Here is a 12,765-nt window from a genome sequence, read left to right as displayed (position 1 = left end):
GGCGCCTGTGCGGGATGCCGCCCACCGGGGGCGGTGGGTACGACGTGTCAACGGCCGAAGAAGTCGAGTGCGTGCTCGGCCACCGCGCCGGGCTGCGCATCGACCAGGAAGTGTCCAGCCCCCTCGACCTCGCGAATATCGAGCCTGCTGCCGTGGAACGAGTCCATCCGGACGACGGCGTCCTGCGCGCCGAGCAGGACCCGCGTCGGCGTGGTCAGCTCCTGGTCGCGGTAGTGGCCGGTCAGGAACCTCATCCCCTCCGGCTGGATGAAGCGCCGGTACAGCGCTGACCCTGCCGCGGCGCGCTGCCGGTCGCGGAACTGGGTCGCGAACACCGCCCGGGCGTCGTCCGGCATGCCGTGTGCCCGCAGCATGACGTCGGGCAGCCCGGTCCGGTGCAGAGCCCACGGCCCCAGGCCGGGCCAGGGGAGGATCATGTTGAACCAGCCGTGCCGCAGCATCCGTCCGAACATCCGGCCCGCCGGTCTGGCGTCCGGCGGCGGAATCGACAGCACGAGATGGTCGCGGATTCGCTGCGGCTCCTGCAGACACAGCAAGAAGCCGACGATCCCGGACCAGTCATGCGTCAGCAGATGCACCCGATCCAGCTCCAGCGCATCCAGCAGCCCGGTGAGGTCACCGAGCAGCGTCTCACGGTCGTACCCGGTCGCCGGCGCGTCGGTCTGCCCGGCGCCGCGCAGATCGGGACAGATCACCCGGTAGTGCCGGGCGAGCGCCGGAATGACATCGCGCCACTCCCACCAGTGCTGCGGAAACCCGTGCAGCATCACCACGGCTTCGCCGCTGCCGGCCTCGGCGACGTGCATCCGAAGTCCCGGCAGGTCGACGAAGCGGTGCGTCACCCCCTGCAGTTCCATTCATCGACGGTACTACGAACATAGTACGGCGTCTACTATGTTTATAGTGACCGGGTGGAATCACCGCGTACCCGCGCTCTCCAGGCCGCTGTCGACCTTCTGGGCACCGAAGGGCTGCGAGCGCTCACGCACGCCCGGGTCGACGACCGGGCCGGTTTGCCGAAGGGCTCGACGTCCAACTACTTCCGCACCCGGGCCGCGCTGCTGACCGGCGTGAGCGACTGGCTCGCGGAGGCGGATCAGCAAGCGGTCGGTCCGGCCTTCCAGCCGGCGACGGCTGCTGAGTTCGTGGATGCGATGTGCTGGCTGTTCGACCTCATCACCAGAGTCAACCGCGTGCAGACGACCGCGCGGTTGGTGTTGTTCCTGGAAGGCAGTCACGACGCTGAACTCCGGAAGTCGTTGTCGCGTGGCCGTGCGGCTCTGGAGGCCGGTGCGACCGAGGCCCTGGCCGGGATGGGCGCCCCGGACCCTGTTGTGGCGGCTCGCACGGTCGCTGCGATGGCCGAGGGGCTGATCCTGCATCGGATCGCTCGGCACGACGAGGTGGATCCACGTCCCTTGTTCGAGCTAATTGCGCGCGCAGTGCTGCCTCCTGCGAGTTAGGTTTGGCGTCATGACCTCTCCGGAAAGCCGCCGTGACGATGTGGTCGAGACACTGCACGGCCACGAGATCGCAGACCCGTACCGCTGGCTGGAAGACCCTGACGCCCCGGACACCCAGGACTGGGTGCAGCGGCAGAACGAGTACACCGAGGCCGAGCTGGCCGGCTATCCGGAGCGGGAGTGGTTCCAGACCACGATGTCGGCCATCCTGGCCCGCCCGCGCGCCGGAGTCCCGGCCAAGAAGAGCGGCTGGTACTTCGTCGGCCGCAACGACGGCACCCAGGCGCAGGACGTCGTCTACGTCGCGGAGTCCCTGGAGGAGTTGCTGGACGGCGGCCGGGTGCTCATCGACCCCAACCAGCTGTCCGATGATGGCTCCGACTCACTCGGCTCGTTCACTGTCAGCCCTGACGGCAAGTACTTCGCCTACGGCATCAACGAGAGCGGTAGTGACTGGACGTCGTTCCGGCTGCTCGACATCGCCACTGGCGAGCCAGTGGACGACGTGGTCACGGAGGCCAAGTTCAGCGAGGCCACCTGGCTTCCGGACAGCTCGGCGTTCCTGTACCTGCACTACCCGGCCAACCAGCGCAACGAGGGCACCGAGACCGAGAGCCTGAGCAGCGGGTACCTGATGCTGCACCGGGTCGGGACGCCGCAGCTGGAAGACGAGCTCATCCTCGGCTTCCCCGAGCACGACCAGTACTTCATCACCCCCGAGATCTCGAACGACGACCGCTACCTGATCGTCCACATCACCGAAGGCACCGACCCGGCCACTCGGGTCTGGGTCTACCCGCTCAGCTCGGACGGGCTCGGTGAGCCGATCAAGGTCGTGGACGAGTTCGCCGACGAGATCTGGTTCGTCCGGATGGCCGGTGACCAGCTGGTTCTGCAGACCGATCGTGATGCGCCACGGGGCCGCGTCGTCCGGTCCGGCTTCGACGGCGTCTTCACCGACCTCATCCCGGAGGGGGAGTCGACACTGCAGGCTGTCCGCCCAACGGCGTCCGGTCTGGTCACTCTGACGCTGGTCGATGCCGCACCGGTTGTCACGCTCTACTCGCTCGACGGCTCCGGTGCGACCCCTGTCAACGTGGCGGGCGGCGCTGTGGTCGGTCTGACCAGCAGCACGAAGAACGACGAGCTTTTCGTCGGGCTGTCCACGACAACCGACCCCACGCTGTCGTACGTCGTCTCTGCGGCGACTGGCGACGTCCGGGCGTTGCCCGAGTTGGTGCGTGGCTCCGGCGGTTTCACCTCGCCAGAGATCACTGTGACTCGGCAGATCGCACCGGGCCGCGACGTCCCGTTCTTCTTGATCACTCGCTCCGACCTGGACTTCTCCACCCCGCGCCCGACCCTCATGTGGGGGTACGGCGGGTTCCGCATACCGGTCCATGCGGACTACCGGCCGGGCTGGCCGGCGTGGCTGGCCGCCGGGGGAGTGCTCGTCATCACCAACCTGCGGGGCGGCGGCGAGTACGGCAGTGACTGGCACGACGCAGGGCGGCTCAAGAACAAGCAGAACGTGTTCGACGACTTCATCGCGGTCGCTGAACACCTGCGGGACACCGGTGTGACCACTCCGGCGCAGCTGGCCGTGCACGGCCGTAGCAACGGCGGTCTGCTCGTCGGCGCCGTGATGACCCAGCGGCCGGAGCTGTTCGCGGTCGCGCTGCCGGGCGTCGGCGTACTGGACATGCTGCGGTTCCACAAGTTCACCGTGGGTGCGGCGTGGGTGTCTGACTACGGCTCACCGGAGGACCCGGAGCAGTTCCACGACCTGCTGGCGTACTCGCCGTTGCATCGCGTGCAGGACGGAACGGCGTACCCAGCCACTCTGGTCGTCACCGGCGATCACGACGACCGCGTGGTGCCGTTGCACAGTCACAAGTTCATCGCCGCGGTGCAGCATGCCCAGTCCGCTGCCGCGCCTGTCTTGACCCGCGTCGAGGTCAACACCGGCCACGGCTTCGGTAAGCCGGCCGCGAAGATCGCGTCGGAGTGGGCGGACCTACTGGCGTTCGCTGCTCACCATGTAGGGCTCCAACCTCCTGAGCAGTAGGAGGGCGGCTTCACCAGATGCGGGGCGCGTGGAGGTCGCGAGGGTCTTCGATCGGCTGACAGCCGTGGTCGGTGTCCTCGTACTCCGCGCGCAACCCGTTGGCGGCCAGTGTGCGGACGGCGTTCACCAGGCGGTCCACGTGCTCACGCGTCGTCCCCAGGCCGAGGCTGGCGCGGACTGCGGTGCCGTGCTCCGGCGCCTCCGCGAGGAGGTGGCCGACCAGCGGATGCGCGCAGAACTTGCCGTCCCGGACGCCGATGCCGTACTCCGCGCTCAGCGCGGCGGACACCAGCGTCGAGCTCAGCCCGTCCAGCGTGAAGCAGACGGTGCCGACCCGGTCGGCCTCGGCGCCGAAGATCGAGTACGTCGTCACACCGGCGATCTGCGCCAGCCCAGTGCGGAGCCGGGCGAGCAGGCTGCGCTCGTGCTGCTCGATGGCCTCCCGGTGCCGGCTGATCGTGGCGCACGCCGAAGCGAGCGCGATGGCGCCGATGACGTTGGGGGAGCCGCCCTCATGCCGGGCCGGGCCGTTCGCCCAGACGACGCCGTCACCGCTGACCGAGGTGGTCGCGCCGCCGCCGTACAGGTACGGGTCGGCGGCGTTGAGCCAGTCGGCGCGGCCGATCAGGGCTCCGGCGCCGTAGGGCGCGTAGAGCTTGTGGCCGGACAAGGCGACCCAGTCGACGTCCAGCGCGGCGATGTCGACCGGCCGGTGCGGCGCGAGCTGCGCGGCATCCAGACAGATGCGCGCGCCGTGCGCCTTGGCGACCGCGGCCAGCTCGGCGATGGGGAAGATCTCGCCAGTCACGTTGGAAGCGCCGGTGACGACCAGCAGCCGCGGACCCTCCGGAGCTGCGCGCAGCGCGTCAGCGACCGCCGTCACAGCTTCGGCGGCGGAGGCAGGGGCGGGCAGCCGCACGGTGCGCTCCTCCGCCCACGGCAGCAGCGCAGCGTGGTGCTCGGACTCGAACACGACCACGGTCGCGTCGGCCGGGACGGCGTGCGCCAGCAGGTTCAGCGCGTCGGTGGTCTGCCGGGTGAAGATCACCTGGTCGTCCGCACGGGCGCCGACGAAGCTGTGCACCTCGGCGCGCGCCCGCTCATACCACTGGGTGGTGATGCGGGAGGCATAGCCGTTGCCGCGGTGCACCGACGCGTACGACGGCAGGGCTGCCTCGACGCTGGCTCGCACCGACTCCAGACACGGTGCGCTGGCGCCGTGGTCGAAGTTCGCGTAGTCCGTGACGCGACCGTCGGCCAGCGGGACCAGCAGGGCCGAGCCGACGGTGGCGGGGATGGTGCCGGTGACGAGCCGGGTGACCGTCGGGCGAGCGCTCGTCGCGGCGGCCGGCTCGAGGATGGAGAGGATCGACATGGCTTCGCTCCCGGGAAGTCCGCACTTGCCGAACGGGGTATCCGCACGGCCTGGTCTTCACCCGGGGCACCCCACCGCGGAGGAGGGTTGCCGGTCAGCGAGCCGGGGCTTGACGCTGACACTCATGACCTGCCGAGAACGGTAACGAACCGGCCACGGGGATGCCAACCCCAATCTCGCCCAGTGAGATGTACGATTACATCGTGAGACGAAGCGAGGAAACATGACCTGGAAAGCCCCGGATGTCGCGCGCCCGGGCGGCTCGCTGACCGCGCCGGAACGCGAGCTGCTGCAAGGCTACCTGTCCTTCTACCGTGCGACGCTGCTGGTCAAGTGCGCCGGTCTGACGGCCGAGCAGCTCGCCGCCCGCCCATCGCCGCCGTCCAACCTGTCGCTGCTCGGCCTGATCCGGCATCTCACCAAGGTCGAGCGGATCTGGTTCCGGATCCACTTCGCCCCCGGCGATCCCGCCGAGCCGCTGTTCGCGCCCGAGCTCGGCAAGGATGCGGACTTCGAGCTGATCGACCCGGCTGACGCACAGGCGGCGTACGAGGGGCTGATCGCCGAGTGGCGGCTGTCCGACGAGGCGGCGGCCGGGCGGTCGCTCGACGAGCGATTCGCGTTCGGCGGGACGGAGTCGACGCTGCGGATGATCTACATCCATCTGATCGGGGAGTATGCGCGGCACTGCGGACATGCCGACCTGGTCCGCGAGCAACTGGACGGCAGCACTGGCGCCTGACAGATCAAGCAGTTCGCTCGATCTGGTAACAAGCCTTCCGATGGACCGGTTGCTGTGGTCAACTCGCGGCATGTTGCGTCCGGCCGCCCTCGTCACGCTCGTGCTCGCGGTGTGCGCCGCGTTGCTCGCGGCGCCCGCGAGTGCGGCGTACGGCGTCCGGATCGAGGTGCTCTCGTCGCCGCGCGCGGAGCTGGTCAGCGACGGCGACGTGCTGATCGGCATCACCGGTCAGAACCTGGCCAACCTCGAGGTCCGGCTGAACGATCGCGACGTCTCCGACGCCTTCAGCGGGACGGGGGAGCGGCTGGTCGGGTTCGTCAGCGGCCTGCGGATCGGCCGCAACCTACTGGCCGCAGCCGAGGCCCGGCTCGCGGTCACCAACTATCCGCGGTCCGGCCCGATGCTGTCCGGGAAGCATGAGATGCCGTTCATCTGCGGGACGGCGGCGTTCCGCACGCTGGCCAAGGTGCAGCTCGGGCCGCCGACCGGGAACAACTGCTCGGTGCGGACGCGGATCGACTATCTGTACCGCTCCAAGAAGGACCGGTCGCTGAAGGTGCTGCCCGCCAACCGGCCCGCGGACCTGGCGAGTACGACGACGTCCGACGGGCGGCGCGTGCCGTACATCGTCCGGGTCGAGACCGGTGTGATCAACCGGTCCGTCTACGAGTTCGCCGTCCTGCACGACCCGGAGGCCGGCGCGCCGACGCCGGAGCGGGCGCCGAGCGGGTGGAACGGCCGCCTGATCTACACCTTCGGCGGCGGCTGCCCCGGTGGCTGGTACCAGCAGGGCAGCAAGACCGGCGGCGTCGGCGACGACATCATGCTCGGCCGCGGGTACGCCGTCGCCTCGTCGAGCCTGAACGTGTTCGGGACGAACTGCAACGGCGTCCTGGCCGCGGAGACGATGGCGATGACGCGCGAGCACATCGTCGAGACGATCGGCGTCCCGCGGCAGACCATCGGCTGGGGGTGCTCCGGCGGGTCGTACCAGGTCTTCCAGATCGCCGAGAACTACCCGGGCCTGCTGGACGGCGTGATCGCTGCCTGCGTGTTCCCCGAGGTCGGCTTCGCGACACTGCACACGATCACCGACGCGCTGCTGCTCGATCACTACTTCAAGTCCGCCACCGGCTGGACGGATGCCGCGATCCGCGCCGCCACCGGGTTCGGCCGGGTGCAGACGATCGCGAACCTGGCCGGCGCCGGCCGGCGCATCGACCCGCGAGTTTATTGCCCTGAGCAACTTCCGGTTGCGCAGCGCTACGACCCGGTGCGGAACCCGCGCGGTGCGCGCTGCGACGTCTACTCGCACCAGGTGAACATCTGGGGTCCGCACGCCGGCGCTACCCGGCGTCCGCTGGACAACGTCGGCGTCCAGTACGGCTTGGCCGCGCTGAACGCCGGCAAGATCACCGCCGCGCAGTTCGTCGAGCTGAACCGCAAGATCGGCGGCTTCGGCAAGGACGCCGGCTTCGTACCGGGCCGGACGGTCGCCGATCCGTCGGCCATCGACACGGCGTACCGGACCGGCCAGCTGGTCAGCGGTAGCGGAGGGCTGAGCGGTACGCCGATCGTCGACTACCGCCAGTACACCGATGAGCTGCCGAACGGCGACATCCACCTCGCCTTCCACTCGTTCTCGCTGCGGGAGCGGCTGCGGCGAGCGAACGGTGACTCCAGCAACCATGTGATGCTCGTACAGTCCGGAAACGCGACCGGTGGTTTCAGTACCGGGAACCCGGTGCTGAAGTCCGCGTTGAGCGCGCTGGACAAGTGGATGGACGACGTCGACGCCGACGGCGGACAGGGCTCGCTGCACGACCGCGTGGTCCGGAATCGGCCGGCGTCCCTCACCGATGCCTGTTGGAGCCCGCAAGGCGAGAAGTTCGTCGAGCGGCAGGTCAACGGAATCGGTACGACTCGCTGCAACTCGCTCTACCCCGTCTGGCCGTCGCCACGGCAGGTGGCGGGTGCATCCGTTGCCAACGACATCATCAAGTGCACGCTGCGGCCGCTGTCGCCGGCGGCGTACGACGTCCGCTTTACTCCCGCGCAGTGGGCTGCGTTGCGGCAGACCTTCCCGAGCGGCGTCTGTGACTGGCAGGTGCCCGGCGTCGGTCAGCAGGGTCCGGGCGACCCTTGGCCGACCTTCTGACCGTCTAGCCTGCTCGGCGTGCCGTTTCCGCTCGCACATGCCGCAGCAGTACTACCGCTGATGCGCCGTCCGTTCGTGCCGTCGGCTCTCGTCGCTGGAGCGGTGGCTCCGGATGCCGTCTACCTGCTGCCCAACGATGCGCTCGCGCCGGACCACACCCATGAGTTCCTTTCGGTGCTCTGGCTCGATCCGTTGCTCGCGTTGGTGCTGCTGGCGGGTTTCACCTTGGTGGTCAAGCGGCCACTGCTCGCACTCGCGCCCGCGTCGCTCGCTGCTCGGTTGCCTTCACCAACCGAACCCTTCCGGTTGCCCACCCTGCCGGTGCTCGGCTGGAGTGTCGTATCGGCGGTCATCGGCGCGTTCACCCACGTGCTGTGGGACTCCTTCACGCACTACAAGGGGTATTTCGTCCGCCACAACTGGTCCTTCTTCACTGCGAACGTGACGGCAGACTGGGACGTCAATCGCGTCCTGCAGTACGTCAGCACGGTCGGTGGCTGCCTCGTCCTGACGGTCTGGCTCTACCGCTGGTTCCGGCGGACGCCGCCGCGCGTCGTGGTCTCGGCCGACCATGTGCGGCCCTGGGTGACGTACGCCGTCCTGGCCGCTTTTCTGCTGGTCGGGACGGTTACGGCGGTGGCTCGCGTGTGGCGTGCGCAGGGCGAGCTCGTGGGGGAGGCCGCGGCGCGGCTGGTGCTGACCGGCGCCGCCTCGGGCTGCGCAGCCGTCCTCGGCTCGTACGTCGTCCTCTGGCACGCGGTGCGGATGCGGCGAATCCGGAGTGGAGGGGCTCAGGTGCCGTGACGCTACGGAAGGGGCAGCGTGATCGGCGTGTGACACGTGGGACTTGAGTGGTGTTGGAGGTAGCCTGTTGGATATGGCGACCCGCACGTCTTCCCCGGCGCGGGCGCAGAAGTCGGCAGCCAAACGGCCGAGTACGGCTCGTTCGGCTGCTGGTGGACGCTCCCGTCCGTCAGCCGCGCAGAAGCGTGGGCAGAGCGCGAAACGCGGTGGCTCGACCGCCGCGCGGACCAGCACGCCCCGGAACAGCGGTCCAGGGCCCTTCGCGGCCGCCATGCTCGCGATCGGCCGGGGCATCGTCAAGCTCTGGATCGGGATCGCGCATCTGCTCGGAAAACTGGTCCGCGGGATCGGCAACGGCGCCCGCGACCTCGAGCCCGAGCACCGCCGCGACGGCGCCGGCCTGTTCCTGATCGGGCTGGCGATCGTGGTCGCCGCGTCGATCTGGTGGCAGCTGCCCAGCGCGGTCGGCAACGGCGTCCGCACTGTGATCGGCGAGAGCGTCGGCATGATCGGCTGGGCCGTCCCGGTCCTGCTGCTGATGATGGCGATCCGCACGCTCCGCCACCCCGACCACAACGGCCCGGCCGGGCGGCAGGCGATCGGCTGGACGCTGCTGGGCTTCGGCGTCCTCGGCCTGGTGCACATCGCCAACGGCCTGCCCCGCCCCAGCAACCCGGCCGACGCGCCGCTGAGCGACGCCGGCGGCGCAATCGGGTACGTCGTCTCTGCGGTCCTGTCCGACCTGCTGACGCAGTACGTCGCGGCGCCGCTGCTCGTGCTGATGGGTATCTTCGGCCTGCTGATCATCACCGGGACGGCGATCTACGCGATCCCGCTCCGGGTGCGCGCGGCGTTCGACGTCCTGATGGGCCGTACCGAGCTGCCGGCGGACGCGCCGTCCGTGGTCGCTGAGCCGACCGACGACACCGTCCGCCTGACCCGCAAGGAGCGGCGCGCGAAGGCCGCCCTCGAAGAGGACGGCGAGCCGACCGACAAGCCGTACGACTCGCCGGTGCTCGAAGGCCGCGAGATCTCCAAACGCGGCCGCAAGGCCAAGGCGGCCCCGCCCGAGGAGGACGCGTACGACATCGACGCGGACGTCGCGGCGGCCGGCGCTCCCGTTCCGGCCGAGCCCAAGCCCGCCTTCAAGGTGGCCGAGCCGCCGCCGGAGCCCCCGCAGCACACGCCGCTGCCGCAGCGCGTCGAGCAGCTGAGCCTCTCCGGCGACATCACCTACACGCTGCCCGACGGGCAGATCCTGAAGCCCGGCTCGGTGCACAAGGCCCGCACGAAGGCGTCCGACCAGGTCGTCGACCGGCTCACCGAGGTCTTCGACCAGTTCGGCATCGACGCGCAGGTCACCGGCTACACCCGCGGCCCGACAGTGACTCGCTACGAGGTCGAGCTCGGCTCGGCGGTCAAGGTCGAGAAGGTCACCGCGCTGTCGAAGAACATCGCGTACGCCGTCGCGTCGGCCGACGTCCGGATCCTGTCCCCGATCCCGGGCAAGTCCGCGATCGGGATCGAGATCCCGAACACCGACAAGGAGATCGTCAGCCTCGGCGACGTGATCCGCTCGGCCACCGCGCGCAACGACCACCACCCGATGGTGGCCGGGCTCGGCAAGGACGTCGAGGGCGGTTTCGTGGTCGCGAACATGGCCAAGATGCCGCACCTGCTGGTCGCCGGCGCGACCGGCTCCGGTAAGTCCTCGTTCGTGAACTCGCTGATCACCTCGGTCCTGATGCGGGCCACGCCGGACGAGGTCCGGATGATCCTCGTCGACCCCAAGCGGGTCGAGCTGAACAACTACGAGGGCATCCCGCACCTGATCACCCCGATCATCACCAACGCCAAGAAGGCCGCCGAGGCCCTGCAATGGGTCGTCCGCGAGATGGACATGCGGTACGACGACCTCGCGGCGTTCGGCTTCCGCCACGTGGACGACTTCAACAAGGCGGTCCGCGGCGGCAAGGTGAAGCCGCCGCCGGGCTCCGAGCGCGTCCTGACGCCGTACCCGTATCTGCTGGTGATCGTCGACGAGCTGGCCGACCTGATGATGGTCGCCCCGCGCGACGTCGAGGACTCGATCGTCCGGATCACCCAGCTCGCCCGGGCCGCCGGTATCCACCTGGTGCTGGCCACTCAGCGCCCGTCGGTGGACGTCGTCACCGGTCTGATCAAGGCCAACGTGCCGTCCCGGCTCGCGTTCGCGACCTCGTCGCTGGCCGACAGCCGCGTCATCCTGGACCAGCCCGGCGCGGAGAAGCTGGTCGGCCAGGGCGACGGTCTGTTCCTGCCGATGGGCGCGAGCAAACCGATGCGCATCCAGGGCTCCTGGGTCACGGAGTCCGAGATCCGCGCGGTCGTCGAGCACACCAAGGCGCAGCTGGAGCCGACGTACCGCGAGGACGTCACCGCGGTCGCCGGCCCGAGCAAGGAGCTGGACGACGAGATCGGCGACGACATGGACCTCGTGGTCCAGGCGGCCGAGCTGATCGTCTCCACCCAGTTCGGCTCGACGTCGATGCTGCAACGCAAACTCCGGGTCGGCTTCGCCAAGGCCGGCCGGTTGATGGACATCCTCGAGAGCCGGGGCGTCGTCGGCCCCAGCGAGGGGTCCAAGGCCCGTGACGTCCTGGTCAAACCGGACGACCTGGAAGACTTCATCACCACCCTCCGAGGAGAGTGATCGTGACCGAAGCGAGCGCCCTGCCCCGCGAACACCATCTCGACCTCGACGACGGACCGGTGCCGTTCACGGTCCGCGCGTCCCAGAAGGTGCACGGCGGCCTCGCCTTCGGCGCCGGTCTGGTCGCCGTCGGGTTCGCCGCGTCGGGCTCCGGCAGCCCGACCGGCATCCTGCGCTGGTTCGTCGCGGCGGCGTTCGCCGTCCTCGCGATCGTCTGCGCCCGCGCGCTGACGGTCGGCGACATGCTGGTCGCCGACGACGTCGGCATCCGGTTGCGGATCGGCAACGAATGGATCGGCACCCGCTGGCACGACATCGAGGAGGTGACGGTGCTGAAGCGCCGTCACCCGCTCGACGACGGGCGGATCGCCGTCCATCTGCTGGACCCTGGGCCCACGCTCGGCGCGATGCCGGCCTCGACACGCAAGACCACAGATGCCAACCGGCGGCTGACCGGCTCCTCGCTCGCGATACCGTTCGGGTTGACGGCACGGCCGTCGAACGGGGAAGTGGTACAGGCATTGCACATGCTCGCGGACGCCAGATGTCCGGTGCGCGAGCAACTCTGACTTGTCCGTGACCCCATCGGACCACGACCGTTGACTTGATGTCGGCGGTCCGGCTGCCGGCAGCTTCCCTGATGACGATGCCGACAGCCCACCAGATCGGGCGATGGAGAGGACGGTGACCACGTGAGCATCGGTAGCGAGCTCACGGCGGCCCGCGAACGGGCCGACATGACGATCGAGCAGCTGAGTGCCGCGACCCGGATCAGGTCCGGGCTGCTCCTCGCCATGGAGGCCGACGATTTCTCCCGCTGCGGCGGGAACTTCTACGCCCGTGGACACATCCGCTCGATCGCCCGCGTGGTCAAGGCCGACCCCGCGCCGCTGCTGGCCGCCTTCGACGCCGAGCACGCGGCCGAGGAGTCGCGCCGCGAGGAGCGCGCGGCCGTCAAGGGCCCGACGCTGCACCCGGCCCGCCCGCGCTGGGCCGTCGTCCTCGGCGCGATCCTGGTCGGCCTGATGGGCTGGGGCATGGTCCGCCTCTTCACGCTCCCCAGCGACGTCGAGGCCAGCGCCGCCAAGACCACGGCCACCGCGACGGTGACCACGCAGCCCCCGAAGACCACCCCCAAGCCCAAACCCAGCAAACCCGCCGCGAAGGTCACCACACCCCCCGCGGTCCCCACCCAGACCAAACTCACCCTCACCGCGAAGAACGACGGCTCCTACGTCACCCTCCGCGACAAGAAGGGCAAACGCCTCTTCCAGGGCCTCCTGGGCCCCGGCTCCACCCAAACCGTCACCGCCGTGGGCGACATCCGCATCTCCGCCGGTATCCCCGCCAACCTGACCCTCACCATCAACGGCAAACCCGTCATCACCAAGCTCTACAAATCCGTGGCCCACCCCAACGGCACCCTCACCAAGAAGTAGTTC

General features: G+C 69.4%; 10 protein-coding genes and 1 riboswitch. Of the genes, 8 read left to right on the top strand and 2 right to left on the bottom strand.

What is annotated here, in order from left to right; genetic code table 11:
• Positions 1 to 47: 47 nt before the first annotated feature.
• Positions 48 to 878: an alpha/beta fold hydrolase gene (locus tag HPO96_RS00645; RefSeq protein WP_202885441.1), complete on the bottom strand. Its 831-nt coding sequence runs from the start codon at positions 876 to 878 to the stop codon at positions 48 to 50.
• Between the two features lie 54 nt (positions 879 to 932).
• On the opposite strand from HPO96_RS00645, the gene HPO96_RS00640 reads away from it, so the two are divergent.
• Both HPO96_RS00640 and HPO96_RS00635 read left to right on the top strand, forming a co-directional pair.
• The gene (locus HPO96_RS00640) at positions 933 to 1,484 is read left to right on the top strand and encodes a TetR family transcriptional regulator (protein WP_171670076.1); all 552 of its coding nucleotides are present in this window, start codon (positions 933 to 935) and stop codon (positions 1,482 to 1,484) included.
• 10 nt (positions 1,485 to 1,494) lie between these two features.
• The gene (locus tag HPO96_RS00635) at positions 1,495 to 3,552 is read left to right on the top strand and encodes a prolyl oligopeptidase family serine peptidase (RefSeq protein ID WP_171670075.1); all 2,058 of its coding nucleotides are present in this window, start codon (positions 1,495 to 1,497) and stop codon (positions 3,550 to 3,552) included.
• 10 nt (positions 3,553 to 3,562) lie between these two features.
• On the opposite strand, the gene HPO96_RS00630 is transcribed toward HPO96_RS00635, so the two are convergent.
• Positions 3,563 to 4,927 carry an aminotransferase class V-fold PLP-dependent enzyme gene (locus tag HPO96_RS00630; RefSeq protein WP_171670073.1) on the bottom strand — a complete coding sequence of 455 codons (1,365 nt, stop codon included), beginning with the start codon at positions 4,925 to 4,927 and terminating at the stop codon, positions 3,563 to 3,565.
• 16 nt (positions 4,928 to 4,943) lie between these two features.
• Positions 4,944 to 5,057, bottom strand: a riboswitch (SAM riboswitch).
• 93 nt (positions 5,058 to 5,150) lie between these two features.
• Between HPO96_RS00630 and HPO96_RS00625 the strand changes: the two genes are divergently transcribed.
• From HPO96_RS00625 to HPO96_RS39465, 6 genes are all read left to right on the top strand, one after another.
• Positions 5,151 to 5,669, top strand: a complete 519-nt coding sequence (locus HPO96_RS00625) for a DinB family protein (RefSeq protein ID WP_171670072.1) — start codon at positions 5,151 to 5,153, stop codon at positions 5,667 to 5,669.
• A 70-nt stretch (positions 5,670 to 5,739) separates the two neighbouring features.
• Positions 5,740 to 7,827 carry a DUF6351 family protein gene (locus HPO96_RS00620; protein ID WP_202885440.1) on the top strand — a complete coding sequence of 696 codons (2,088 nt, stop codon included), beginning with the start codon at positions 5,740 to 5,742 and terminating at the stop codon, positions 7,825 to 7,827.
• Between the two features lie 18 nt (positions 7,828 to 7,845).
• A complete protein-coding gene (locus HPO96_RS00615; protein WP_171670069.1) occupies positions 7,846 to 8,631 on the top strand; it encodes a DUF4184 family protein in 786 nt (261 codons plus the stop codon).
• A 73-nt stretch (positions 8,632 to 8,704) separates the two neighbouring features.
• Complete coding sequence (locus HPO96_RS00610; protein ID WP_171670067.1) at positions 8,705 to 11,323, top strand: FtsK/SpoIIIE family DNA translocase; 2,619 nt, start codon at positions 8,705 to 8,707, stop codon at positions 11,321 to 11,323.
• A 2-nt stretch (positions 11,324 to 11,325) separates the two neighbouring features.
• Positions 11,326 to 11,892 carry a hypothetical protein gene (locus HPO96_RS00605; protein ID WP_171670066.1) on the top strand — a complete coding sequence of 189 codons (567 nt, stop codon included), beginning with the start codon at positions 11,326 to 11,328 and terminating at the stop codon, positions 11,890 to 11,892.
• Positions 11,893 to 12,015: 123 nt separating this feature from the next.
• The gene (locus HPO96_RS39465; RefSeq protein WP_171670064.1) at positions 12,016 to 12,762 is read left to right on the top strand and encodes a RodZ domain-containing protein; all 747 of its coding nucleotides are present in this window, start codon (positions 12,016 to 12,018) and stop codon (positions 12,760 to 12,762) included.
• Positions 12,763 to 12,765 lie beyond the last annotated feature (3 nt).

It is taken from the genome of Kribbella sandramycini, from assembly GCF_013131805.1.
GTDB classification, from domain to species: domain Bacteria; phylum Actinomycetota; class Actinomycetes; order Propionibacteriales; family Kribbellaceae; genus Kribbella; species Kribbella sandramycini.
The sequence above is the reverse complement of the archived record's forward strand: the minus strand, read 5'-3'. Positions and strand labels throughout refer to the sequence as shown.